The following is a 25,702-nucleotide window of genomic DNA, read 5'->3' as shown; positions in this document are numbered from 1 at the left end:
GCGGTCGGTTGCGGGCCCGTCCTGGAGGGCCGGGGTTGGGGTCCGCTTCAACCAGTTTCCGACGGGGGCGCCGTGCGTGCCAGGGGACCAGCCCGGCGAGGCCTCTCCGCCGGGCGGCGGAGGCGATCGGCCCCTCGGGAGGACGTGCGGGGCGGGCCACGGGCGGACGCTGAGGTCATGGTCATGCTGAAGATCGTCGCGCTGCCGGAGGTGCCCCGCTGGGCCGCCGTGGCCGCCCATGCCGTCCCTCTGGTCGTCCTCCCCTCGGGACTGTGGCGGCTCGCGCTCGTCGCCGGGCTCCCGGTCACCCAGGACGCCGGCGACGGCTCGCTGGGCCTCGGGGAGTCCGCCTACGTCGTCTCCCTCAGCGTCGTCTCCGAGCTGCTCGCGTTCCTGACGCTCGGGCTCGTCCGCTCCTGGGGCGAGGTGTTCCCGCGCCGGCTGCCCTTCCTGGGCGGGCGCCGGGTGAACCCGGCCGCCGCGACCGGGGCCGCCCTCGCCGGAGTCGCCGCGCTGTGCGCGATCGCCGGCTGGGGCTTCTACGCCGCGCACGCCGGTCTCGGCCCGGGCATCCCGGCCTCACCCGCCCAGGACGCCCTGCTCCTCGTCTGTTACGCGCCCCTGCTGGCCTGGCCGCCGCTGCTCGCGGCGGTGGCGGTGGCGTACCACCGGCGTCGGGCCGGCGGGGGCCTGGCCTCGCGGGCCTGTCAGTAGGGCGCGGGGCGGCCGGCCGCGTCCTCGTGTGTGTAGAAGAGGTAGAAGGCGGCGGCGAAGACGGCGCCCGCGACCACCAGGCCGAGCACGGTCGCCGCGTAGACGCTGGCGTCGGAGAGGCTGAAGAGGAAGCCGATCGCGATGCCGGCGAGACCGCCCCAGGCGACCGCGCGCAGCTCGCGCGGCAGGACGCGGCCGTAGCGCCGGAGTCCGTAGACGGCGACGGCGAGGACGAGCCCGCTGACGACGCCGAGCCAGAACTGGCCCCAGCTCGGTTCGCCACCGCGTCGGACGACGGTCGGGGCGTACAGGCCGTAGACGATGCCGAGGGTCACGGGCAGCCCCCAGCCGTGGGTCATCGTCTGCTGCTGCCCGCGCTGACCGCGCAGTTCACGGTGTCTGCGTCGGTCGGGTATCGCTGCGTGTGCGGCCATGGCGGAGGCTCCTTCCGGGCGCCTTTCCTGCACCCTCCAGAGCACACCCGTGCCGTACGGCCCGCAAGTGGATCAGCCGGCCGTGGCGCTCTTCGCGGGCCGCACCGCCACCGCGTCGATCTCGAAGAGCATGCCGGGCAGGGCGAGGGAGGCGACGCCGCTGAGGGTCTGGGCCGGCAGCCGCTCTCCGAAGGCGGCGTGCAGGGCCTTGCCGAGGACCTCCAGCTTGGCGAGGTCGTGGTCGACGACGTACGAGCCGAGGCGGACCACGTGGGGGAGGCCGAGGCCCACGCCCTCCAGGGCGAGCCGGAGGTTGGTCAGGGCGAGCTCGACCTGGGCGGTGAAGTCGCCGGGAACCGGGGCGCCGGTGGCGTCCGAGGCGTACTGGCCCGCGATGAAGACGAGTTCGCCGGGCGCGGAGGCGGCGTGGCTGTAGCCGAAGGGGGTCGGGTCGTGGAGGGTGGCGGGGTTGGTGAGGGTGCGCTGGTCGTGGTGGCGGTCGGGGTCGATGCTCATGAGGTACGTCCTCCGAGGGAATTTGGGGGCGGTCAGGTGTTCGCGAACCAGCGGCGGATGCGGTCGGGCGCGTCCGGCGCCTGCCGTTCCGCCTGGAGGCGCACGTCGTCGAGGGTCCGGGCCGCCAGCTCGCGGCGCCAGGCCAGTTCCGCCCGGCCCATCGCACCGGCGATGGCGCACTCGACGGCCGGTCCGCGGCCGTTCTCGGCCGCGCCGGGGCCCTGGGCGCGGATCTCGGTGCAGCGGAAGGCCTCGTCGGGGCCCTCGATCGCCGTGACCACGTCCATGAGGGTGATCCGGTCCAGCGACCGTGCCAGCCGGAAGCCGCCCTTGGGGCCGGAGACCGAGCTCAGGATGGCGGCCCGGACGAGGGCCTGGAGCTGCTTGTTGAGGTAGGGGGCGGGCAGTTCGTGGTAGGCGGCGAGCCGGGCCGCCGTGACCGCCCGGTCCCCGCCGAGCCAGGCCAGGTTGAGGCAGCTGTGCAGTGCCCACTCCACGCCCTCGTTCATCCTCATATCCTGGATACTAGATATCCAGGATAGGTTCCGGCAACCCCCCGAACGGAGCAGCAAAAGGTTCGCGATCGAACAACCGCTCCCACGATGAGGCCATGAGCCAGAACAAGACAACGACACGGGACAAGACGTCGACCCGGGGCGCGTGGGCCGCCGGCGGAACCCTCTTCGCCGGTGTCCTCATGCTGGTCACCGGCGTCATGGACGTCCTCCAGGGCATCGCGGGCATCGCCGAGGACGACATCTACGCCCGCGTCGGCGACTACGTCTTCGAGTTCAACCTGACCACCTGGGGCTGGATCCACCTCTGCCTCGGCATCGTCGTCGCGATCGCCGGTTACGGCATCCTCACCGGCGCCGAGTGGGGCCGGGTCGCCGGCATCGCGCTGGCCGCGCTGAACCTCGTCGCCCACTTCCTGTTCCTGCCGTACCAGCCGTGGTGGGCGCTGTTCTCCATGGCCGTGTCGGTCTTCGTCATCTGGGCGCTCGCCGTGGACGAGTCGTACGGCGGCGAGCGGCGGTGAGCCGGGGTCGTACCGCCCGTGGGGCCGCCGCCGCGCTCGCGCTGGGCGGCCTGGCCTGCGTGGCCCTGACCGGCTGCGAGCAGGTGCAGCAGCAGGCCGGGGAGATCGTCTCCTCCGCGACGGGAGCGGTGGCCTCGGCGGCCCAGGAGAAGATGAACGAGGTCAAGGACGGCGTGAACGCGGCGCGGGACGTCCGGGCCGGGCCGACCTCCACGGACGGCGACCGCACGGTCGCCGAGGTCACCGCGACCAACCCCGACGACAAGGACGCCGACTACACGATCTGGGTCAATTTCCGTGACGACCAGGGCAATCTGCTGGACGCGGTCGTCGTGAGCGTCAACGGGGTCGGGCCCGGCGCGTCCAAGAGCGGGACCGCCCGCAGCAACCGGAGTCTCTCCGGCGCCACGAAGGCGGAGATCGCCCAGGCCCTGCGGCACTGACGGCTCCGCTCGACCTGCAGGGCGGGCGGGGATCGGCCACGCTGAGGGCATGGACAACGACGAGATCCTCGAGAACATCGGCGCGCTCGTCGAGGAGGAACGGGCCCTGCGGCAGCGCACCGGCGGCCTCCTGGACGAGGAACGCACCCGGCTCGCCGAGCTGGAGGTCCAGCTCGACCAGTGCTGGGACCTGCTGCGCCAGCGGCGCGCGAAGGCCGAGTTCGGCGAGGACCCGGACACGGCGGCCCTCCGCCCGGCGGCCGAGGTCGAGGGCTACCGCAGCTAGCCCCTGGGCGGGTGCGGCCGGATCGGTGCCGGGCCTGGCCCCCGTGGGCCCACCGCCCATGCGGGCCTCCACGCCGCCGGGGCCTGCGCCCCGCCCGTACAGCCCGTCGCCCCTCGCCCCGGCTGGCGCGCCCGGCCCCGTGCGGCCCGCCGCCCATGCGGGCCCACGCTCGTGAGGGCCCGCGCCCGCCCACCCATGTGGGCTTTCGCCCCGCTGGAGCCGCCGGCCGGCACGGGCCGGCACCGCACCACCGAAATCAAGGCCCACCGGCGCGGCCCGCACGGGCTCGGGGCGACGGGCCCACGACGGCCCCGCACCCGGCGGCGGGCGGGCGGTGGGGCGGCCTACCGTGGGCGGATGGGAAACGCCGCACGGTTGTCACCGCCCGCCTGGCTCACCGCCGGTCTCCGCCCCCAGCCCACCCCCGTCCCGTGGGCCGCCGTCGCCCGTGCCTCCGTCGCGCTCGGCGCGCCGCTCGCCGTGGGGATGGCCGCCGGACAGCCGGCGTACGGCGCGCTCGTGTCGATGGGCGCCCTCTCCGGCGTCATCGGCGACACCGCCGACGCCTACCGCATGCGGATCTTCAACATCGCCGTGCCCCAGCTCTTCGGCGCCCTCGGCGTCACCCTCGGCACCCTCGTCTTCGGCCAGGGCTGGCCCGCCGTCGCCGCGCTCACCCTCATCGCGCTCGTCTCCGGGATGATCTCCTCGATCGGCGCCGTCGCCTCCGTCTCCGGCCTGCTGCTCCTCCTCAACGCCGTCGTCGGTGCCGGCCTGCCGATGCCCGACCCCTGGTGGAAGGCCCCCCTCCTGCTGACCCTCGGCGGGGTCGTCGTCCTCGTGCTCACGCTGCTCGGCTGGCCCCTGCGCGGCGGGCAGCCGGAGCGGAGGGCGGTCGCCGGGACGTACCGGGCGCTGGCTGAGCTGTTCGAGGCCGCCGGCACCGACGCGTACGACGAGAAGCGGCAGGCGGTCACCGCCTCGCTCAACCAGAGTTACGACCTCGTGCTCGCCCGCCGCGCCCGCCAGCACGGCCGCGCACCGACCCTCGTGCGGCTGCTCGCCCAGCTCAACGTGCTGATCCCGCTCCTGGAGGCCGCGCCCGCCGCCCACTTCGCGGCCCGCCGGTTCCACCGGGCGCTGCCGCCGGAGATCCCCGCCGCCGTGCGCACCCTCGCCGAAGCGGTCGAGGAGGGCCGCACCGGCACCCCCGAGCTGGCCCTCCCCGAGGCCCGCCGGCCCTCGGAGAAGGCCGTCGACGAGGCCCTTCGCTACGCGGCGACCGTCGTCCACAAGGCCGAGCCGCGCCCGTACAACGTCGACGACCGGCTCGGCCGGCCCGCCGCCCTGCGCGTACGGATCCGCCGCACCGCCCGGAGCGTGCTGCTGTCCGGCGCGTCCTGGCGCTACGGTCTGCGGCTCGCCCTGTGCATCGGCCTCTCCCAGGCCCTGGTCTCGTTGATCGCCGTACCCCGCTCGTACTGGGTCGCCCTCACCGTCACGTTCGTGCTGAAGCCGGACTTCGGCTCGGTGTTCTCCCGGGCGGTGCTGCGCGCCTTCGGCACCGCCGCCGGGCTGCTCGTGGCCGCGCCCCTGCTCGCCGCGGTGCCGCGCGGGTGGTGGGACGTGCCGGTGATGCTGGCGCTGGCCGCGCTGATCCCGGCCTTCTCGGCGAAGGGGTACGCCTTCCAGACCGCGGCCATCACGCCGGTGATCCTGCTCCTGTCCGACCTGCTCAACCACCAGGGCTTCCACCTGGTCCTGCCGCGCCTGTACGACTCGCTGATCGGCTGCGGCATCGCGCTGGTCGCCGGCTATCTGCTGTGGCCGGAGTCCTGGCACACCCGGGTCGCGGACCGGCTCGCCGACGCGGTCGCGGACACCGCCGCGTACGTCCGTCTCGCCTTCGCCCCGGAAGCGGGCGACGGCAACGGCAACGGCAACGGCGAGCCGGCCCGCGACCCGGCCGTCCGGCACCGGGCCCGCCGCAAGCTGTACCGGGACATGTCGACCGTGCGGTCGGAGTTCCAGCGGGCCCTGACCGAGCCGCCGCCCGCCGGCGACCTGGCCGCCGCCTGGTGGCCGCTGGCCATCGCCGTGGAGCGGATCGTGGACGCGACGACCGCCGCCCGGATCCGCGTCGACCACGGCGCCCCGCCGCCCGACCCGGCCGAGGTCGCCGCCGTGGAGCGCCAGTTGCGGGAGCTCGCCGAGGGGCTGCGCTCCAGCGACGTCCTGGTGGAGGTGCGGGCGGACCTCGGCGGGGACGAGGAGGGAGTGCTCGCCGCCCTGCGCCAGGAGGTACGGGCGGCACGCGCCATCGCGACCCCCGGCCACGACCGGGACCCGAGCCACCAGGACCCCGCCACGGGCCAGGGCCGGGACCAGGGCCGGGACCGGGGCGGGGACCGGGGCCAGGACCCCGCCCCGGAACGGCGACCGGAGCCGTAAACCTCTCCAAAGGGGCGTACCGGAGCCCTTACCGGCGGTTGCGGAACCCAACCCTCCCACCGCCGTTACCGGATCCCACGTGTACGACTACGATGCGCTCGAATTCACCGTGATCCACGCCCCTCCCCCTGGCCACAAACGGCCTGGTGGCACGGTCACTTCACCCTGCGTCGTCCCTCCCCCCTCCTCCCCCGCCTCCTCGCCCTCCCCACACCCCCCACCCCTCCCGCGCCCCGAGGACACCGCCATGCGCACTACCCCCGGCAGAGGTCTCCAGCCCAACGCCCTCGGCACCTTCGACACCATCGTGATGGCCGTGGCGGGCAGCGCTCCCGCGTACTCGCTCGCCGCCACCACCGCCGTCCTCTTCGGCGCGGTCGGACTCGCCGGACCCGCGGCGCTGCTGTACTGCGCGATACCGATGCTCGGCATCGTCCTCGCCTACGCCCGCCTCGGGCGCATCGACGTCAACGCCGGCGCCGGCTACTCCTGGGTGGGCCGCACCCTCCACCCGTTCCTCGGCTTCCTCTCCGGCTGGGCCCTGGTCTTCGCCGCCACCGTCTTCATGGTCGCGGGCTCGCTGCCCGCCGGCTCCCTCACGCTCTCCCTCTTCGACCCGGAGCTCGCCGAGAACACGGCGCTGGCCTGCGCGGTCGGCGCCGGCTGGTTCCTGATGATGCTGCTCGTCGTCCTCGGCGGCGCGCGCCTCACCGTACGGGCCCAACTCCTCATGTCGGGCGTGGAGATGGTCATCCTGGTCGTCTTCGTGCTGGCCGCGCTGCTGCACCGCGGGCACGCCACCGCCTTCGACTGGTCGTGGTTCGGCCTCGGCCACTTCGGCGGCGCGCCCGGCTTCGCGTCCGGCGCGCTGATCGCCGCCTTCTACTACTGGGGCTGGGACGTCACCAGCAACCTCAGCGAGGAGACCCGCGACAGCCGCCGCACCGCCGGGCTCGCCGCCCTCGTCGGCATCGGCGTGGTCTTCCTCCTCTTCGAGGCGTTCACCGTCGCCGTCAACGTGCTGCTGACCGCCGAGCAGATCGAGCGGGGCGGCGCGAACGTGCTCGCCGTGCTCGGGCAGGAGATCTGGCCGGGCGCCGGCGGCAAGCTGCTGGTCCTGGCGGTGCTGCTGTCGACCGTCGCCACTCTGGAGACCACCCTCATCCAGGTCACCCGCTCGCTCTTCGCCATGGGCCGTGACCGCACCCTGCCGGCCGCGCTCGGCACCGTCCACCGCCGCTGGAACACCCCGTGGGTGGCGGTCGTGGTCGTCGGCGCCGCCGCCCTCGTCATGTTCGCGGCCTCCGCCGCCGCCGGCTCGGTCGAGCAGGTCCTCGGCGACGCGGTGAGCGCGATCGGGCTGCAGATCGCGTTCTACTACGCCCTCGCGGGGATCGCCGCCGTCGTCGCGTACAAGGGTCTGCTGCTGTCCTCCGTACGGGACTTCGTCCTGGGCGGGGTGTGGCCGCTGCTCGGCTCGGCGTTCATGCTGTGGGCGTTCGTCGAGTCGCTCGGCGAGCTCACCACGGCCTCGCTGGCGATCGGTCTGGGCGGGCTGGCCGCCGGGGTCGTCCCGATGCTCGTGTACTGGCGCAAGGGCAGCGCCTACTACCGGCCGGCCCGGCTCGACGCGGCCCGGGTGCTGGCCGCCGCGGAGTCCTTCGCCTCACCCGACTCGCCGCGCGCGCGGCGGGTGGACCAGTCACCGGCGACCGACTTCTGACTCCGCCCCTTGGACTTTTCGCTCACCCCCGACCCTCCGCTCACCCCCGCACTCACACCGCACCCGAGGGAGGTACCCGGATGGCCGCGCTGCGCCGCCCGTCCCGCCCGACTCGTTCCACCCGCTCCACCCGCTCCACCCGTGCCACCCGACAGGGCCGGTTCACGCCGGACTTCGACCCGGACTTCGGCGACCGGGCGCTCACCGAGGCCCGGCACGACATGGTCATCGGCCGCTGGCAGGGCGTACGGGACCTGCTGGAGGCGACCGGCGACGACTGGCGGCTCCGCACCCACCGGCTGCGGCTGCTCTCGCACGCCGCCGCGGGCAGCTCCACCGTCGAGGCGTGGCGGGCGGCCGAGCCGGGCAACCCGGACGCGGCGGTGCTGCGGGCGGCGACCGAGGTGGTACGGGTCTTCGACGCGGCCATCGCGGCCGGCCGGGGCGCCGCGCTCGACCGGGGCAGGATCGACGCCTCCGTCGACGCCTGTCTCGCCGCGGCCGCCGCCGCGCCCGCCGACCCCATGCCGTGGGTGTCCCTGCTGTCGGTCGCCCGGCTGTACGAGGGCGGGGTGCCGCGCCGCCAACTGCGGCACTGGTTCGACGAGTTGCGGCGCCGCGACCCGTACAACACCGAAGGTCACACGCAGGTGCTGCGCTACTGGTCGGCCCGGTGGCACGGCACCCACGGGGCGATGTACGACTTCGCGCGCGACGCGGCGGGCGTGGCGCCGCCCGGCTCCGCGCTGCCGATCCTGGTGCAGATCGCACGGGTCGAGGAATACCGCTACATCGCGGACGGCGCGCTGGGCCGGGGCCCGGTGCGCGGCTTCGACCAGCACTGGAAGCACGAGCTCGCGGTGACCGAGCTGCGCCGCACCCACGCCCGCTGGATCGGCGGCCGGGAGGCGGGTTCGCCGGTGCGCCCGGAGGAGGTGGCGGAGCTCAACTACCTCGCCCACGCAGCCTGCTACGCCGGACAGGCGGAAGTGGCGCGGGAGGTGCTGGGTCTGCTCGGGGCGCGGGCGGCGTGGGTGCCGTGGGTGTACACGGGGGCGCCGGAGGAGCAGTTCACCCGGTTCAGGGAGGGACTGGGAGGGGGGCTGGACTGACGGCCACCCCCGCTCACCGTGATCGGGGGTGGCCGTCGGGTCAGGGGACGGGAGTGGGGGCGGGGCTGACGCACCCACCCCCAGTCCCGGCATCCGCGTCAGACGCCGATGTCGCGGCCGTCGGCGCGCCAGACCGACACGACGGCGGGACGGACGATCTTCCCCGGCCCGTCGGGCCAGACGGAGGCAGGCTTCTCGACGGAGGCGCCGTCGAGCTCGCCCGGGTGCTGGACGGCGACGACGACCCGACGGTCCTGGATGATCGGTCCGCAGGTCTCGGCGCCGCGCGGCACGGTCAGGAACTGCTTGAGCTCACCGCGACGCTCGCCGTGGGTGGCGACGCCGAACAGGCCGTCGTGCGAGCCGAGCTGGTTGCCGTCGGTGGAGATCCACAGGTTGCCGTGCGGGTCGAAGGCCACGTTGTCCGGGCAGGAGATGGGGCTGACCTTCTCCTTCGGGAAGCCGGCGAAGTAGGTGGCCGGGTCGTTCGGGTCACCGGCGACGAGGAAGAGGCGCCAGGCGAAGCCGTCGCTCGCCGGGTCGTCCCAGTGCTCGGCGAGCTCCAGGACCTGGCCGTGCTTGTTCAGGTTGCGCGGGTTGGCCTCGTCGGCGCCCGGGTTGGTGCCCTTGCCGCGGTTGGAGTTGTTGGTGAGGGCGACGTAGACGCGGCCGGTGCGCGGGGACGGCTCGACGTCCTCGGGGCGGTCCATCTTGGTGGCGCCGACCTTGTCACCGGCGAGACGGGTGAAGACGAACACCTCCTCGGCGGTCATGCCGGGCACGTGCGAGACGGCCTCGTCCGGGCCGGCCGTGGCGAGCGGGATCCAGCTGCCGGAGCCGTCGAACTCGGCGTCGTTCGGGAGCTTGCCGGTGCCGTCGATGTCGGCCGGGGAGTCGCCGGTGAGCTTGGCGACGTACAGGGTGCCCTCGTCGAGGAGGGTGAGGTTGTGCTCCCGGGCCTTGCGGGAGGCGCCCTTCATCATCCGCTTCGAGGAGACGAACTTGTAGAAGTAGTCGAAGCGCTCGTCGTCGCCCATGTAGACGACGGGGCGGCCGTCGGCGGTCAGGCGCGGCTGCGCGGCCTCGTGCTTGAAGCGGCCGAGCGCGGTGCGCTTCCTGGGCGTGGAGTCGGGGTCGTACGGGTCGAGCTCGACGACCCAGCCGAAGCGGTGGACCTCGTTGGGCTCCTGCTTCAGGTCGAAGCGCTTGTCGAACCGCTCCCACTTGCGCTCGGAGGCACCGGTGCCGACGCCGTACCGCTTGTCGGTCGCGCTCGAGCCGTTGGCGAAGTACTGGTTGAAGTTCTCCTCGCCGTGGAGGGTGGTGCCCCACGGGGTGGTGCCGCCGGCGCAGTTGTTGAGCGTGCCGAGGACGGTACGCCCGGCCGGGTCGGCGGAGGTCTTCACGAGCGCGCCGCCGGCGGCCGGGCCGGTCAGCTCGAACTCGCTGGTGGTGTGCAGGCGCCGGTTGAGGTGGTGGCGGGTGACGGGCGTGAGGCGGCCGCTGCGGTGCTCCTCCTGGACCACCACGACGGACAGGCCGTGCGCGGCCCAGGCGATCTCGACCTGCTCGCGGGTCGGGTTCTCGGCGTCGTAGCCGCGGAACATCAGGACCTCGTCGGTGTACTCGTGGTTGGCCACGAGCACCTGACGGTGCGGCTCGCCGCGCAGCGGGAGCAGGGAGAGGAAGTCGTTGTTGTAGCCGAACTGCCCGGCCTGGGCGCGCGCGGTCTGGTTCTCCGCGTCGAAGGCCGGCGCGCCGCGCAGGATGGGCTCGCCCCAGCGGATGACGACGTTCTGGGAGTAACCGGCGGGCACGGTGACCTGGTCGGCGGTGTTGGGCGCGACGGCCTCGAAGCGGAGGCCGCGGGCGCCGGAGGCCTTGGACGCGGGCTTCGTCCCGGTCCCGGGCCGGTGCGCGCCGTGCGCCTCGGCGGCGGGCGCGTTGCCGAGCACGACGGCCCCGCCCGCGGCGGAGGCGACGGTCACGACGGCGGCGGCCCGCATGACGGAACGGCGCGAGAGCGCCCCGGCTATGACGTCGCCGACGTACTCGTTGTCACTGGTGTTGGGCACCTCCTGGAAACAGGCGTCCCCGCACCGGAACCGGCAGGTCATGGCGGAACGACCGCCTCCGTGTGAGTGGTTGCTCAGCATCGGCAGCAGTTTGCGCACTTCGTCCTCCATGGCTTCGGCTTTCGTCCGGCGGCGACGTTATGTGCGCACATCTGCACGGTGGCGGCGATGGAGTGAACGCGCGATGAATGCACGGCGTCCGGGGGCGCCCGGGTCGTAGGGCGGAGGGAGGGTGGCCGCTAACCTTACGTGTCCGCCCTGGCCAGGGATGAAGGACGCATACGCACCCAACTCATGCGAAGGGGTTCTCCCGTGGGTATTCGGAGTTTGCTGCGCAAGGTATTCGGCCGCGACCGCGCGAACATCGCCGAACCGGACGTTCCGGCAACCTCCGTCCCGCCCCAGGCAGATGCCCCGGCGCCGGAATCCAGGGCGACCGAGACGGTCACGGCCGGGGCGACGGCGGGAACGGCGGGAGCGGCGGGAGCGGCGTCTACGGAGTCGCCGGAGGCCCCGGCGGAGACCCGCGCCGGGACGGCCCCGAAGACCGCGGCGCCCACCGCGCCCACCGCGCCCACCACCGAGTCGTCCGAGGCGTCCGAGACGGCAGCCGAGCGCGCGGCGGCGGACCTGGTGGCGGCGGCCTTCGACAACCCGAAGATCCCGCCGGCCCGACGGGCGTCGTCGCCGGCGGAGCCGGGCGAGGCGGCCGAGGACGCAGAGGCAGGGACGGCCCCTGCGGCTGCGGCGAAGACCGAGGCCAAGCCCGCCGACAAGCAGACGACCGTCGCAGGCGACGCGGCGGAGGCCGAGACGGCCCCGGTGGCTGTGACGAAGGGCGAGGCCAAGCCCGCCGACGAGCAGACGACCGTCCCGGGCGGCGCGGCGGAGGCAGCAGAGACGGACCCCGCGGGTGCGGCGAAGGCCGAGGAGGCGGAGGAGGCGGAGGCGGAGCCGACGTCCGCCGCTGCGACGGAGACCAGCGCCGTGGCCGAGGAGCCGGCGGCCGCCACCGCTGACAAGGAGACCGCGTCGGCCGAGGCGCCCCGCGCGGCGCAGGAGGTGGCCCCGACCACCACCGCAGACGACGAGCCCGCGAGTGCGGCGAAGGCCGAGGAGGCGGAGGAGGCGGAGCCGACGTCCGCCGCTGCGACGGAGACCAGCGCCGTGCCCGAGGAGCCGGAGGCCAGCGGCGCGGCCAGGGAACCGGCGACCGCTACCGCCGACGAGGAGACCGCGCCGGCGACCCCCCAGAGCGCCGTCGTAGAGGCAGACGCCGACGCGTCCCCGGAGGACGCCGGTGACACGCCGCAGGCAGCCGCGGACGCCACCGCGCCGGAGGGCACCGCCCCGGCGCAGCCGGCAGCTGAGACGCCCGCGCAGGCGGAGGCGGCCCGCGACGCCGCCACGACCCCCGACGACACCTCCACGCAGGCCACCGCTGCCGTTACGGCCGACGACACCGCGGCGGCGCCGGAGGCGGAGCCCGTCGAGGCGAGCGCCGACGAGTCGGCCACGCAGCCGGAGGCGGAGGCGGAGTCCGCCCCGCAGGCCGTACCGGCCGAGACCGAGACCAAGACCCCGGAGGGGGACGCGGACGCGGTCGTCGCCGACGAGCCGGCCGCCCAGGCCCCCGCGGAGGCCACGGAGCCGGAGTCGACCGAGGCCGAACAGCCGGCCGCCGAGGCGCCGGTCGCCGTCGAGGCCGACGCGAACACCCCGGCGGAGCCGTCGGCCCACGCCGAGCCCGGGCCGGAGGCCGAGGCCACGGACTCCGCCCGCCCCGCGCTGACCCTCGCCCGGCTGAAGGCCGACGCGCCGCACCTCACCGACGCCTACAAGGCGGCCGGCACCGTACTCAAGAAGCAGGGGCTCACGGGGGCGCGGGCGGCCGTGTACCTCGTGGTCGACCGGTCGGGGTCGATGCGGCCGTACTTCAAGGACGGTTCCGTGCAGCGGCTCGCCGAGCAGACCGTGGCGCTCGCCGCGCACCTGTCGGAGGACGCCGCCGTGACCGCCGTCTTCTTCTCCACGGACATCGACGGCACCGCCGAGCTCCGGCCCGCCACCACCACCCCCGACCGCGTCGAGACGATCAACGCGACCCTCGGCCGGATGGGCCGCACCAACTACCACCGCGCGGTCGAGGAGGTCCTCGCCCTGCACGAGAAGTCCGCGGACCCGGCCCTCCCCGCCCTCGTCGTCTTCCAGACGGACGGCGCTCCGGAGTCGAAGACGGCCGCGACGCAGGCGCTGACGGAGGCCGCGGACCGCCCGTACGCGACGCACTGGCGCTTCACGGTGTGGGGCGAGGAGGACACCAAGGCCTTCGACTACCTCCGTAAGCTCGCCACTCCTCGTACGGGTGTCCACTTCGCGGGCCCGGCCCCGGTCGAGACCCCGCACGCCGCGTTCTACCGGGGCCTGCTCGCCGACTGGTCCCTCTGACCGCACCGGGCGACCACGCCCGGCCGAACCCGGGCCTCGGCGGGCAGACCGCCGGGGCCCGGGTTTTAACCGTGTGAGGACAGCTCTCCCCGGCCGTTAAAATTCGCACCATGGCGGCCACTGGATCAGAGAAGCAGGGAACGACGGCGTACTACGTCTCGACCCCCATCTACTACGTCAACGACGCTCCTCACCTGGGCCACGCCTACACGACCGTCGCAGGCGACGTGCTCACCCGCTGGCACCGCCAGCGGGGCGAGAAGGTGTGGTACCTCACCGGCACGGACGAGCACGGTCAGAAGATCATGCGCACCGCGGAGGCGAACGGCGTCACTCCGCAGGAGTGGTGCGACAAGCTCGTCGAGGAGGCCTGGAAGCCCCTCTGGGAGCACCTGAACATCGCGAACGACGACTTCATCCGCACCACCCAGAAGCGTCACACCGACCGCGTCCAGGAGTTCGTGCAGGACCTGTACGACAAGGGCGAGATCTACAAGGGCGGCTACGAGGGCCCGTACTGCGTGGGCTGCGAGGAGTACAAGCTCCCCGGCGACCTCATCGAGGCGGAGGACGGCACGAAGCTGTGCGCCGTCCACAAGAAGCCGGTGGAGATCCTCAAGGAGGAGAACTACTTCTTCAAGCTCTCCGCCTACGGCCCGAAGCTGCTGGAGTTCTACGAGGCGAACCCGGGCTTCATCCAGCCGGAGTCGGCCCGCAACGAGGTCGTGAACTTCGTCAAGCAGGGCCTCGACGACCTGTCGATCTCCCGCTCGACCTTCGACTGGGGCGTCCCGGTCCCGTGGGACGACAAGCACGTCATCTACGTGTGGATCGACGCGCTCCTGAACTACGCGACGGCGGTCGGCTACGGCTCGGACCAGGCGAAGTTCGACGAGACCTTCCCGGCGAACGTCCACCTCATCGGCAAGGACATCCTCCGCTTCCACGCGGTGATCTGGCCGGCGATGCTGATGGCGCAGGGCCTGCCGGTCCCCGGCCGGGTCGCGGCGAACGGCTGGCTGATGGTCGGCGGCGAGAAGATGTCGAAGTCGAACCTGACCGGCATCAAGCCGCAGGACCTGACCTCGCACTTCGGCGTGGACGCGTACCGCTGGTACTTCCTGCGGGCGATCGCGTTCGGCCAGGACGGCTCCTTCTCGTGGGAGGACTTCTCCGCCCGCTACACCTCCGAGCTGGCCAACGACTACGGCAACCTCGCCTCCCGCGTGGCGGCGATGGTCGGCAAGTACTTCGGCGGCGAGCTGCCGGCGTCGACGGCCGACGGCGACGCGGAGAAGGCGATCCAGGAGGGCCTGGCGAAGGCCGTCGCGGTCGCCGACCAGAAGATCGGCGAGGAGCTGGACTTCCAGGCCGGCATCCTGGCGATCTTCGACTTCGTGAAGCAGGTCAACGGCTACATCACGGAGCAGGAGCCCTGGAAGGTCGCGAAGGACGAGTCGGAGGAGGGCCGGGCCCGCCTGGCGACCATCCTCTACACGGCCGCCGAGTCCCTCCGCGCGGTCGCGGTCCTGCTGAACCCGGTCATGCCGGAGACCTCCCAGAAGCTCTGGGACTCCCTGGGCGCCGAGCCCGCCCTGGGCGCCCTCGCCACCCAGCCCGTCCAGTCCGCCGCCACCTGGGGCAAGCTCCCCGCCGGCGCCACGATCACCAAGGGCGCGGTCCTCTTCCCGCGCCTGGAGGACCCGAAGAAGGACTGACGCCGGGGCCCTCCCGCACGCACGAAACGAAGGCCGCCGCTCCGCCCGGGGACGGCGGCCTTCGCCGTCCCCGGCGACATGACAGACAAGCGACCCGTCGTTGCGACCGGAAACTCCGCCCTGCCAGCATCGTCAGTTCACGCATCCGCGGGGGAGCGGGGGGACGTGCGTGGGGGGTGGGTGAGCGATGAGTGGGAACGATCCGGATCTCCAGGCGTCCGACGACGCACTGGCAAAGATCGCGAAGGGTATCGACAAGGCGCACGCGGAGCTCAAGGACCTGTCGACCGGCCAGTCGGCCGTCACGGGCCGGGGCTTCTCGAAGCTGTCACTGACCGGGGTGCAGCTGGGACATCAGGGGCTGGCCGAACAGCTGCAGACGTTCTGCGAGCGGTGGGGCTGGGGAGTGCGCGACCTCATGCAGAAGGCGAACGCCTTCACGGCGGCGCTGGGGCTGTCCGCCGGCGCCTTCGGCGAGCAGGAACGCTACGTCAAGGACACGTTCAAGATCGTCATGAACGCGGGCAACGGCAACCCCCACCTCTCCGAGGACGAGGTCAAGGGCAAGAGCTGGGACGAGCTCGAGCGGCAGTCCCCGTTCGACGGCGCCGACTGGAGTCCGGAGTCCTTCTCGCAGGCGCAGGGCGAGGTGGAACAGACCTGGCGCGACACCGCGTACGACGTCCGGGACGGAGCGCTCGGAACGTTCCGCCTCGCACAGGAGCCGAACCAGGGGGATCGCTGACCCATGCCGGACTGGGGAGGGCTGTTCGACAAGGGCGCCGACGCCGTCGGCGACGGCATCGACTGGGGCAAGCGCAGGATCGGCGAAGGCGTCGACGCGGCGACGGACGTGGCCGGCGACGGCCTGGAACGCGTGGGCGCCGAGGGCTGGGCGGACAAGGTCGAGGACTGGGGTGACGGGGCCGCGTCCTCCCTCGGGGCGGGGGTGAGCGAGGCCCGGCTCGGGCAGACCGACGACCCGGACGAGCTGATCCACGGCAAGCCCGGGGACATCACCGCCACGGTGACGGACCTCCGTGACTTCCAGTCGGCCTTCGACAGCGTCGGCAAGGGCCTGAAGGGGCTGGACTCCGACCGCTGGAAGGGCGAGGCCGCACGGGCCTTCCAGGAAGAGTTCGGGGCGCTGCCGCCCGACTGGCTGCGCGCGGCGGACGCCTTCGGCGCCGCGGCCGCTGCCCTGGAGGCGTACGCGCACACGGTGACCTGGGCCCAGGGCAAGGCACGCGAGGCGATCGAGCTCTACAGGGAGGGCGACGACGCGTCGCGGGCGGCCGCCGCCGCGTACGAGAAGCAGTACGACGCCTACCGGGCCGCCTTCCACAGCGACCGTCCGCTTCCGGAACCCGCTCCCTCCACCGACCCGGGTGACGCCCACCGCGCCCGTGCCCGCGACCTGCTCGCCGACGCCCGGCGTCAGCGCGACGAGGCCGCCGAACGCGCGCATGCGGCCCTCGCCTCCGCTCTGGCCCACGCCCCGTCGGAGCCGTCCGCCGCGGACCGCCTCGGCATGGGCCTCAAGGACCACGCACTAGGCACGGGCACGGAGCTGCTCCATGTCGCGGGCGGCGTCACGAAGGGCGTCGTCGGCCTCTCGAACTACCTCCGCGCGACCAACCCGCTGGACCCGTACAACGTGACGCACCCGGCCGAGTTCTACCAGAACGTCACCATGACACTGGCCGGTCTCGCCTCCAGTGCGGCCCACCCGGACCGTGCCCTGAAGAACGCGTGGGAGACGGCGAAGGGCGACCCGAGCGAGTTCGTGGGCCGCCTGATACCGGAGCTTCTCGGCACGAAGGGCGCGGGCGGTCTCAAGAGCCTCACCCGGCTGAACAACGCCGACGGGCCTCCCGCCGGCGGCGGCAAGGGGACGGCCCGCGCCCAGCAGTCGGAGGCCCCGGACCCCACCTCGCGTCAGGGGAACGACAAGAAGGAGTGCAACGACCCCGTCGACATGGCCACCGGCCGGGTCACCCTCCCCCAGACGGACCTGGCTCTGCCCGGGGCCCTGCCGCTGGTCCTCGGCCGGTACTTCGAGTCGTCCTTCCGCGCGGGCCGCTGGTTCGGTCCCCGGTGGGCGAGCACGCTCGACCAGCGCCTGGAGATCGACGCCCAGGGCGTGGTGCAGCTGTGCGAGGACGGCAGCATCCTGGCCTACCCGCATCCGGCACCCGGTGTGCCGGTGCGCCCGACGCACGGCATCCGCCGCTGGGCACTGGACCGCAGCCCCGCAGGCGACACGTACACCGTGACCGACCCGGAGACGGGCGTCGTCCGCCGTTTCGCGACCACCGCCGAGGGGGACGAGGCCGTCCTCGTCCAGATCGACGACCGCAACGGCAACTGGATCACCTTCGGTTACGACGCGGAGGGCGCCCCCACGGAGGTCGTCCACCACGGCGGGTACCGGCTCCGCCTGACCACGGACGGATCCCGGGTCACGGCCCTGTACCTGGCCACGGAAGGGTCCCGGGGCACGCCGCTGCACCCGGACGAGCAGGAGATCCGCCGCTACGACTACACCGACGGCCACCTGACCTCCGTCGCCGACTCCGCCGGCCGGCCGCTGTGCTTCGGCTACGACGAGCAGGGCCGGATCACGTCGTGGACCGACAGCAACGGCCACCGCTACGACTACGTCTACGACGAGCGCGACCGCTGTGTCTTCCAGTCGGGCCGGGACGGCGTCCTGGCCGGCCGCTTCACCTGGGGCGACGGCGAGACGACCTTCACGGACGCCCTCGGCCGCACGACCCGCTTCCAGGTGGACGACCGCGCCAGGATCACCGCCGAGACCGGCCCCGACGGAGCGGTCACCCGCTTCACGCACGACGCCCGGGGCCGGCTGCTCTCCCGCACGGACCCGCTGGGCCACACCACCGTGTTCGCCTATGACGAGGAGGGCCGGCTCACCTCCGTCACCCGCCCCGACGGCCGGACCATGTCGGCGGAGTACGACGCCCTCGGCCTTCCGGTCCGGGTGCGGCGGGCGGACGGCACGACGATCCGGCAGACGTACGACGAGCGGGGCAACCGGACGTCGGTGACGTCTCCCTCGGGCGGGCGCACCGTGTTCTCGTACGACGACCGGGGACGCCTCACGGCCGTCACGGACCCGCTGGGCGCCGTCACCCGCGTCCGCACGGACGAGCGGGGCCTGCCGGTCGCGGTCACCGACCCGCTGGGAGCGACGACGACGTACGAGCGCGACGCCTTCGGCCGTACGGTCCGGATCAGGGACGCGGTGGGCGCGGAGACCCGGCTGGAGTGGACGCCCGAGGGCCGCCTCACCCGCCGGACCCACCCGGACGGGGCCGTCGAGTCCTGGACGTACGACGGCGAGGGCAACTGCCTCACCCACACGGACCCCGTCGGCGGCACCACGGCCTACACGTACGGGGCTTTCGACGTCCTCGCCTCCCGCACCGACCCGGACGGGACCCACTACTCCTTCGACCACGACGCGGCGCTGCAACTGACCCGGGTCACCAACCCGCAGGGACTCACGTGGGAGTACACCTACGACCCCGCGGGCCGCCTGGCCGCCGAGACGGACTTCGACGCGCGGACACTGACCTACGCGTACGACGCGGCGGGCCGTCTGGTGAGTCGTACGAACGCGCTCGGCCGGCCGGTGACCTTCGAGCGGAACGAGCTCGGTCAGGTCGTCCGCAAGGACGTGGACGGCACGGCCACGACGTACGAGTACGACGTCTTCGACGAGCTGGCGGCCGCGGTGAGCCCGGACGTGACGCTCACCCGACTGCGCGACCGCTACGGCCGGCTCCTCACGGAGACCGTCAACGGCCGCGCCCTTACCTTCTCTTACGACTCTGTGGGGCGCCGGACGGGTCGTACGACGCCGGGCGGCGCGGTCAGCGCGTGGTCGTACGACGCGGCCGGCCGCCGCACCGAGCTCACCACATCAGGCCGGACGCTGTCGTTCACCCACGATGCCGTGGGCCGCGAAACCGCCCGCGTCGTCGGCGACTTCGCCACCCTCACGTCCGCCTTCGACGAGGTGGGCCGGCTGACCGCGCACGAGGTCACGAGCTGGGGCCGCCGCGTCCAGCACCGCGCGTACCACTACCGGGCCGACGGGAACCTGACCGGCATCGACGACCAGCTCGCCGGCCCGCGCCGCTTCGACCTGGACGCGGCGGGCCGGGTGACCGCCGTGCACGCCGGCCGCTGGACGGAGCGGTACGCGTACGACGAGGCCGGCAACCAGACGCGGGCCGAGTGGCCCCGCGAACCGGAAGCGACGGGCCCCCGCTCGTACACCGGCACCCGCATCACCCGGGCGGGCTCGATCCGCTACGAGCACGACGCGCAGGGCCGGGTCACCCTCCGCCGGAAGCCCCGCCTGTCGAAGAAGCCGGACACATGGCGCTACACCTGGGACGCGGAAGACCGCCTGACGTCGGTCACCACTCCCGACGGCACGGAGTGGCGGTACGTCTACGACCCCTTGGGCCGCCGCATCGCCAAGCACTCTGAGACGGAGACCGTCCACTTCACCTGGGACGGCACCACGCTGTGCGAGCAGTCCACCGAGACCCTCACCCTCACCTGGGACCACGACGGCCTGCGCCCCCTGACCCAGACGGAGCACCGCCGCGACACCGACGAGACCCGCTTCTTCGCCATCGTCACCGACCTGATCGGCACCCCCACCGAACTCGTCGACGAGTCGGGCACCCTGGCCTGGCGCGCCCGCAGCACCCTCTGGGGCACCACGGCCTGGACCCGCGACGCCACGGCCTACACCCCGCTGCGCTTCCCGGGCCAGTACTTCGACCCGGAGTCCGGCCTCCACTACAACTACTTCCGCTACTACGACCCGGCGTCGGCGCGGTACCTGAGCCAGGACCCCCTGGGCCTGACCCCGGCCCCGAACCCCACGACGTACGTCGACAATCCGCACACGTGGGCGGACCCTCTGGGGTTGTCGCCCGAGGGATGCCCGAACAGACGCGGCCCTTTCGACTTCAGGCAACCCAACCCCGCCTTCCCGCCGGACGAAGCAGCAACGGAGGCCATGCGCCGCGCCCCCAGAGGCGGGAGCATAGACTGTTCAGAAATCGCCGAAAGGGTACTCGAAGGCTCCTCAGGAAACGGCAAGATAATCAATTTCACAACCCACGGTGACGGTTGGGTAAGAATTCCACAGGCAATGGGATCCAGGGTCGAAGAATACCGATACCATGACGTATACACAGACGGCAGATATGTCTACGATCCCGAAATGAGCGACAACCCGATTCCCTACGGGGACTATGATCGGGCCATCAGGCTCATGAACCCCGGAAAGAAATTGATCGTCACTGACGGCGGCTACGCTGGACCGCTCTGGTGACGAGGAGGTCGGCTCAACCCATGTCAGAACGCAGCCGTCTGATCGGCGAGACCCTGAACCGTCTGGGAACCCTTCAATGGATTCGTCTCAGCGGCGGAAAGCACCCGGTCTACGGTTACTACCAGGTTCCCTTTCTCGGGGTCAGGTTCGAGATCGCTCGCCGGGAGCACCTTCGACTCATCGAGCGAGCCGTGCGCGACACACCGACCAGTGAGGGCTGGATAATCGATGCGTCGCGCCGGAATTGGCTCCTGGCCCCCTCGGCCATTCTCGAGGGAGGCGACAACCCCGCCGCATCTCCCGGCTTCGACGAGAGCGTCGAGTCGGCCATGCTGGACCAGGATTTCTGTATCCGGGCGTTGGCCGACTTCGATGCGATTATCCGAACGCTGCGGGACCTCATCGCAGAATCGGAGAACTCCGGCGGCTGAGCACGACCACCATGCCGGGCAAACACACCCCTGCTGGAGCAGGACTGATGCCCCGCACCTCCGCTCTACGCTCGGCGCGCTCGGCGCCACCCACGACGAGGCGCTGCTCGACGAAACCCTTGCCGCCCTCGGCGGACCAGGCTCTGCGTGGGGAGCTGGCGGCGCTGCTGCCCGTGTCCGAGGCGGAGTTGGGGGTCGTGCGGCCGGCCGACCGGGTCGCCGTGGCGCTCAGCAGGGACCGGCTGCTCTCCGCCGTCGGTGATCTCTGGTACCCGGGGGCGGACGACCTCGTCATCGTCCACCGCAGTGGCGACCACACGCTCGTGGTCGTCCTCGACCACGAGGAGCGCCTGATGGCCGCCCGCCTCGCCCCGCCCCCGCCCGCGTGACCTCGCTCCTCGTCGACGCCGAAGGCATCCACCGGGTCTACGGCGGGCGTCCGCCCGCGCTCGCGTCCGTCCGGCTGCACGCGGTGTCGATGGACGGCTTCGGGGTCGACCCGGTCCTCCTCGGTCGGGCCGGCTCCGGGGTGGAGCTGGACGTCCGGTCGGACGTGGTGCGACTGCGTGCGGTCGCGGAGATCGCGCACCTCACACGGATCTCCGCCTACGCGTCCGTCGGGTGAAGCAGCACGGCGAGGGGCCCGGAACCGTACGGGTACGGTTCCGGGCCCCTCGAGCAGACGTCAGGCGGGTCAGCCGCGCGCCGCGTCCGGGTGGACGGACTCGGTCACCGGGCGGGCGCCCTCGACGACCTTGGTCTCGGCCGGCTTGCGCAGGGCGATGTGGAGCTCCTTCAGGCGGGACTCGTCCAGCTCCGTCGGCGCGCCCATCATCAGGTCCTGGGCGTTGCCGTTGAGCGGGAAGGCGATGGTCTCGCGGATGTTGGGCTCGTCGGCGAGGAGCATCACGATGCGGTCGACGCCCGGGGCGATGCCGCCGTGCGGGGGGGCGCCGAAGCGGAAGGCGCGGAGCATGCCCGCGAACTCCTGCTCCACGGTGTCGCGGTCGTAACCGGCGATCTCGAAGGCCCGCAGCATGATCTCGGGCTCGTGGTTCCGGATCGCGCCGGAGGACAGCTCCACGCCGTTGCAGACGATGTCGTACTGCCAGGCGAGGATGTCCAGCGGGTCCTTCTCCTCCAGGTCCTTCATGCCGCCCTGCGGCATCGAGAAGGGGTTGTGGGAGAAGTCGATCTTGCCGGTCTCCTCGTCCTTCTCGTACATCGGGAAGTCGACGATCCAGCAGAAGCGGAACACGCCCTCCTCGAAGTGGCCGGCCCGCTTGGCGGCCTCCACGCGGACGGCGCCCATGATCTTGGAGACCTCGTCGAAGTCGCCCGCGCCGAAGAAGATGGCGTGGCCGGGCTTCAGGCCGAGGCGCTCGACGAGGGCCTTGACGTTGTCCTCGGTGAGGAACTTGGCGATCGGGCCGGTGAGCGCGTTCTCCTCGCCGACGCGGACCCAGGCCAGGCCCTTCGCGCCCTGCTCGACCGCGAAGTCGCCCATCGAGTCGAAGAACTTGCGCGGCTGGTCGCCCGTGTCCGGCACCGCGAGGGCGCGCACGTGCTTGCCGGCGAAGGCCTTGAACTCGGAGCCCTCGAAGACGTCGGTGACGTCGACGAGCTCCAGCTTGGCGCGCAGGTCCGGCTTGTCGGAGCCGTACTTGAGCATCGCCTCGCGGAACGGGATCCGCGGGAAGGGGGAGGTGACCTCGCGGCCGCCGCCGAACTCGGTGAAGAGTTCGGTCATCAGCTTCTCGATCGGCTGGAAGACGTCCTCCTGCTCGACGAAGCTCATCTCGACGTCGAGCTGGTAGAACTCGCCCGGCGAGCGGTCGGCGCGGGCGTCCTCGTCGCGGAAGCAGGGCGCGATCTGGAAGTAGCGGTCGAAGCCCGAGATCATCAGCAGCTGCTTGAACTGCTGCGGGGCCTGCGGCAGCGCGTAGAACTTGCCCGGGTTGAGGCGGGACGGGACGACGAAGTCACGGGCGCCCTCGGGGGAGGTCGCGGTGAGGATCGGGGTCGCCATCTCGTTGAAGCCGAGGGCCACCATCTTCTCGCGGATCGCGGCGATCACGGCCGAGCGCAGCATGATGTTGCGGTGCATGCGCTCGCGGCGCAGGTCGAGGAAGCGGTACTCGAGCCGCCGCTCCTCGTTGACGCCGTCGTCGGTGTTGATGGTGAAGGGGATCTGCTGGGCCGCGCCGAGCACCTCGACCTCGGCGGCCTCGATCTCGATCTCGCCGGTGGCGAGGTCGGGGTTGACGTTCTCGGCGCCACGGGAGACGACCTTGCCGTCGACGCGGACGACGGTCTCCTTGGTCAGCTTGTCGAGGACCTCGGCCGCCGGCGTGCCGGGGCGGGCGACGAGCTGGGTGATGCCGTAGTGGTCGCGCAGATCGATGAAGAGGATGCCGCCCAGGTCGCGCCGATTGTGCAGCCAGCCGCTCAGCCGGACGTCGGTGCCGACGTCAGAGGCGCGGAGCTCGCCGCAGGTGTGGGACCTGTACCGATGCATCGTCGTTCATCCAGTCTTCGGGATCAGGGGTGGGGCTGGATGTATCCAGCCGCCCCAGCCTACCGGGACACCCAAGATCGCGATTCGAATACTCTCGGTGGCGACCTGCTGTCCGATATTCATAAAGTGGGGCAATGCGCACCGAGGACGTCCTGGCCGCGATCGCGACCGGCCTGTGGCGCTGGGACAACGCGTCCGGGATCGTCACGCTCGACGCCGAGGCGGCCCGGCTCCTCGGGCTGCCCGCCGAACCCGTGCGGCTCACCGAGGCGGCGGTGCGGTCCCGCTTTCATCCCGTCGACTGGAACGAGATCGACGGCGTGGTCAACCTCGCCGTCGCCGAGGGCACCCTCGCCGAGGCCCGGCTGCGGATCATGGACGGCCAGGGCCGGGTGATCCGAACCGTACGAAGCAGATCGAAGCCGCTGATCGAGGGCAACGACTACCAGCTCGTCGGCACCCTCCAGGAGGTCGCCGAGCCGCAGCCCGGCACCGCCGCCCGCACCCCCATCACGGGCGACTGGCGCCGCTCCCGCGAGGCGTTCCTCCTCGACGCCGGCCGGGCGCTCGCCGAGGCGCGGTCGACGGCGGAGGTGCTGCGGGTCGCGGCGTCGCTGTCGATGCCGGGGTTCTCGCCGGACGGGCTCGCCGTCTTCGGGATGTCGGGCGACCGGCTCACGGTCATCGGTCACCACGGGCACGGCGACGGCGACGAGGGCCCGTTCACGTCGATGACCCTGGACACCGACTACCCGGCGGCCGAGGTGGTGCGGACCGGGCGGGCGCTCTATCTGCCGACCCCGGAGGAGTACGCCCGCCGCTTCCCGATGACCTGGCCGCTGGCGCAGCGCTTCGGCCGCCGCTCCTGGGCCTTCGTCCCGCTGGTCGTCGCCGGCCGGACGATGGGCGCGTGGATGGCCGCGTTCAAGCATCCGGTGGCGTTCACGCCCGACGAGCGGTCGGTCCTGACGACGGTGGCGCGGATGCTGGCGCAGGCGTTGGCCCGCGCCGGGGTCGCGGAGTCGGAGCGGGAGCTGTCGCTGGGGCTCCAGCGCACGATGATGCCGGTGCTCGGCCCCGGCATCCCGGGGATCCGGGTGGCCGCGCGGTACGTCCCCACGGGCGGCGGTCTCCAGGTGGGCGGCGACTGGTACGACATGATCCGGCTGCCCGGCGGTGCGGGCGCCGGCCGGATCGCCCTGGTCATCGGCGATGTGCAGGGGCACGACGTCCGGGCGGCCGGGCTGATGGGACAGCTGCGGATCGCGCTCCGCGCGTACGCCTCCGAGGGGCACCGGCCGGACGCGGTGCTCTCCCGCGCCTCCCGTTTCCTGCACGGGGTCAACGACGGCGCCGACGGGGGCGGCCACGGGAGCGCCGGAGCGGAGGAGGACGGCGGCGGGCCCCGGTTCGCGACCTGCCTCTACCTGGAGGTCGACCTGGGGACCGGCACGGTGGAGATCGCCCGGGCCGGGCATCCCGATCCGGCGGTACGGATGACCGACGGAACGGTTCTGCTGAGGCCCACGGCCGGCGGACTGCCCCTCGGCATCGACCCGGACAGCGACTACCCCACCACCCGCCTCACCCTCGAACCCGGCGAGACCCTGATGATCTGCACCGACGGCCTCCTGGAGACCGGCGGCCACGACCTGGACAGCGGCTGGGAGCGCGTCAGGAAGCTCCTGGAGTCGGACGACGGCGAGGACCTGGAGGCGCTGGCCGACCGGCTCGTGGAGGCCGTCCACGGGCCCGGCTCCCACCACACCACAGGGCCGCTCGCCGACCGCCGCGAGGACGACATCGCCGTCCTGCTGCTCTCCCGCCAGGGCACCGCCGTACGGGAGGCCCCGCGCCGCACGATGATGACCGTCGCCCAGGCCGAGCCGGAACGTATCGCCGCCGCCCGCGAGCAGGTGCGCCAGCTCCTGCACGACTGGTCGGACGCCGAGCAGGTCGACTCGGCGGTTCTGATGGTCTCCGAGATGGTCACCAACGTCCTGGTCCACACGGACGGCGACGCCCTGCTCGTGGCCGAGGTGGTGTGCCTGGAGGACGCCCGCCGGCTACGGGTCGAGGTGGCCGACACCAGCGACGACCTGCCGCACAAGCGGCACCCCGGCGAGATGGCGTCCAGCGGGCGCGGGCTGCTGCTGATGGAGATGCTGGCGCACACGTGGGGCGTGGACCCGCGGGGCGAGGGCAAGGCGATCTGGTTCGAGCTGCACGAGCCGCCGTCGGAGGGCGGGTGCTGCGCCTGACGGGGAGCGGGTGCTGCGCGTGACGGTGGCGCGGTGCCTCTGCCGTGCCGGGCCTCTGACGCACGGTCTGCCGTGCCGGGCCTCTCACGCACGGGCCCTCTGCCGTGCCGGGCCTCTCACGCACGGGTCCTCTGCCGTGCCGGGCCTCTC

General features: G+C 72.7%; 20 protein-coding genes. 15 read left to right on the top strand and 5 right to left on the bottom strand.

What is annotated here, in order from left to right; translation table 11 throughout:
• Positions 1-177 precede the first annotated feature (177 nt).
• Positions 178-714, top strand: coding sequence for a hypothetical protein (locus tag ACFY7C_RS26880; protein ID WP_389655094.1), 537 nt, complete (start codon positions 178-180; stop codon positions 712-714).
• Here ACFY7C_RS26880 and ACFY7C_RS26875 read toward each other — a convergent pair.
• The 3 genes from ACFY7C_RS26875 to ACFY7C_RS26865 all read right to left on the bottom strand — a co-directional run bounded on the left by ACFY7C_RS26875 (position 708) and on the right by ACFY7C_RS26865 (position 2,173).
• Positions 708-1,148: a hypothetical protein gene (locus tag ACFY7C_RS26875; RefSeq protein WP_389655092.1), complete on the bottom strand. Its 441-nt coding sequence runs from the start codon at positions 1,146-1,148 to the stop codon at positions 708-710. The two genes, ACFY7C_RS26880 and ACFY7C_RS26875, sit on opposite strands and share 7 nt — an antisense overlap.
• Positions 1,149-1,220: 72 nt before the next feature.
• Entirely contained in the window at positions 1,221-1,664 is a 444-nt protein-coding gene (locus tag ACFY7C_RS26870; RefSeq protein ID WP_389655090.1) for a RidA family protein, read from the bottom strand.
• Between the two features lie 32 nt (positions 1,665-1,696).
• Positions 1,697-2,173 (bottom strand): RrF2 family transcriptional regulator, encoded by a 477-nt coding sequence (locus ACFY7C_RS26865; RefSeq protein ID WP_389655667.1) that lies wholly within the window; start codon positions 2,171-2,173, stop codon positions 1,697-1,699.
• A 101-nt stretch (positions 2,174-2,274) separates the two neighbouring features.
• Here ACFY7C_RS26865 and ACFY7C_RS26860 point away from each other — a divergent pair, with 101 nt between their 5' ends.
• The 6 genes from ACFY7C_RS26860 to ACFY7C_RS26835 all read left to right on the top strand — a co-directional run bounded on the left by ACFY7C_RS26860 (position 2,275) and on the right by ACFY7C_RS26835 (position 8,718).
• Positions 2,275-2,703: a hypothetical protein gene (locus ACFY7C_RS26860; protein ID WP_389655088.1), complete on the top strand. Its 429-nt coding sequence runs from the start codon at positions 2,275-2,277 to the stop codon at positions 2,701-2,703.
• Complete coding sequence (locus tag ACFY7C_RS26855) at positions 2,700-3,146, top strand: FxLYD domain-containing protein (RefSeq protein ID WP_389655086.1); 447 nt, start codon at positions 2,700-2,702, stop codon at positions 3,144-3,146. The genes ACFY7C_RS26860 and ACFY7C_RS26855 overlap by 4 nt, the downstream gene beginning before the upstream one ends.
• 49 nt (positions 3,147-3,195) lie before the next feature.
• Positions 3,196-3,432 (top strand): DUF2630 family protein, encoded by a 237-nt coding sequence (locus ACFY7C_RS26850; protein WP_389655084.1) that lies wholly within the window; start codon positions 3,196-3,198, stop codon positions 3,430-3,432.
• A 357-nt stretch (positions 3,433-3,789) separates the two neighbouring features.
• On the top strand, positions 3,790-5,883 hold the full coding sequence (locus ACFY7C_RS26845; protein ID WP_389655082.1) for an FUSC family protein: 2,094 nt from the start codon (positions 3,790-3,792) through the stop codon (positions 5,881-5,883).
• Between the two features lie 247 nt (positions 5,884-6,130).
• Positions 6,131-7,606, top strand: coding sequence for an APC family permease (locus tag ACFY7C_RS26840; RefSeq protein WP_389655080.1), 1,476 nt, complete (start codon positions 6,131-6,133; stop codon positions 7,604-7,606).
• Between the two features lie 80 nt (positions 7,607-7,686).
• Positions 7,687-8,718 carry a hypothetical protein gene (locus ACFY7C_RS26835; RefSeq protein ID WP_389655078.1) on the top strand — a complete coding sequence of 344 codons (1,032 nt, stop codon included), beginning with the start codon at positions 7,687-7,689 and terminating at the stop codon, positions 8,716-8,718.
• Positions 8,719-8,816: 98 nt separating this feature from the next.
• Here ACFY7C_RS26835 and ACFY7C_RS26830 read toward each other — a convergent pair whose 3' ends face one another.
• Positions 8,817-10,892 (bottom strand): PhoX family protein, encoded by a 2,076-nt coding sequence (locus ACFY7C_RS26830; RefSeq protein WP_389655665.1) that lies wholly within the window; start codon positions 10,890-10,892, stop codon positions 8,817-8,819.
• Between the two features lie 213 nt (positions 10,893-11,105).
• Between ACFY7C_RS26830 and ACFY7C_RS26825 the strand changes: the two genes are divergently transcribed.
• From ACFY7C_RS26825 to ACFY7C_RS26795, 7 genes are all read left to right on the top strand, one after another.
• A complete protein-coding gene (locus tag ACFY7C_RS26825; RefSeq protein WP_389655076.1) occupies positions 11,106-13,241 on the top strand; it encodes a VWA domain-containing protein in 2,136 nt (711 codons plus the stop codon).
• 110 nt (positions 13,242-13,351) lie between these two features.
• A complete protein-coding gene (gene metG / locus ACFY7C_RS26820; protein ID WP_389655074.1) occupies positions 13,352-14,959 on the top strand; it encodes a methionine--tRNA ligase in 1,608 nt (535 codons plus the stop codon).
• 187 nt (positions 14,960-15,146) lie between these two features.
• Positions 15,147-15,704 carry a hypothetical protein gene (locus ACFY7C_RS26815; RefSeq protein WP_389655072.1) on the top strand — a complete coding sequence of 186 codons (558 nt, stop codon included), beginning with the start codon at positions 15,147-15,149 and terminating at the stop codon, positions 15,702-15,704.
• Between the two features lie 3 nt (positions 15,705-15,707).
• Positions 15,708-20,342 (top strand): putative T7SS-secreted protein, encoded by a 4,635-nt coding sequence (locus tag ACFY7C_RS26810; protein WP_389655070.1) that lies wholly within the window; start codon positions 15,708-15,710, stop codon positions 20,340-20,342.
• A 20-nt stretch (positions 20,343-20,362) separates the two neighbouring features.
• Positions 20,363-20,773: a hypothetical protein gene (locus ACFY7C_RS26805; RefSeq protein WP_389655068.1), complete on the top strand. Its 411-nt coding sequence runs from the start codon at positions 20,363-20,365 to the stop codon at positions 20,771-20,773.
• A 119-nt stretch (positions 20,774-20,892) separates the two neighbouring features.
• Positions 20,893-21,162, top strand: coding sequence for a hypothetical protein (locus tag ACFY7C_RS26800; RefSeq protein ID WP_389655066.1), 270 nt, complete (start codon positions 20,893-20,895; stop codon positions 21,160-21,162).
• Entirely contained in the window at positions 21,159-21,398 is a 240-nt protein-coding gene (locus ACFY7C_RS26795; protein ID WP_389655064.1) for a hypothetical protein, read from the top strand. Before ACFY7C_RS26800 ends, ACFY7C_RS26795 begins: the two co-directional genes overlap by 4 nt.
• Before the next feature lie 69 nt (positions 21,399-21,467).
• Here ACFY7C_RS26795 and aspS read toward each other — a convergent pair whose 3' ends face one another.
• Positions 21,468-23,291, bottom strand: coding sequence for an aspartate--tRNA ligase (gene aspS / locus ACFY7C_RS26790; RefSeq protein WP_389655062.1), 1,824 nt, complete (start codon positions 23,289-23,291; stop codon positions 21,468-21,470).
• Between the two features lie 134 nt (positions 23,292-23,425).
• Between aspS and ACFY7C_RS26785 the strand changes: the two genes are divergently transcribed.
• Positions 23,426-25,552 (top strand): SpoIIE family protein phosphatase, encoded by a 2,127-nt coding sequence (locus ACFY7C_RS26785; RefSeq protein ID WP_389655060.1) that lies wholly within the window; start codon positions 23,426-23,428, stop codon positions 25,550-25,552.
• The last annotated feature ends 150 nt before the right edge of the window (positions 25,553-25,702 follow it).

The organism is Streptomyces sp. NPDC012769 (genome assembly GCF_042901205.1).
Taxonomy (GTDB): domain Bacteria; phylum Actinomycetota; class Actinomycetes; order Streptomycetales; family Streptomycetaceae; genus Streptomyces.
The sequence above is the reverse complement of the archived record's forward strand: the minus strand, read 5'-3'. Positions and strand labels throughout refer to the sequence as shown.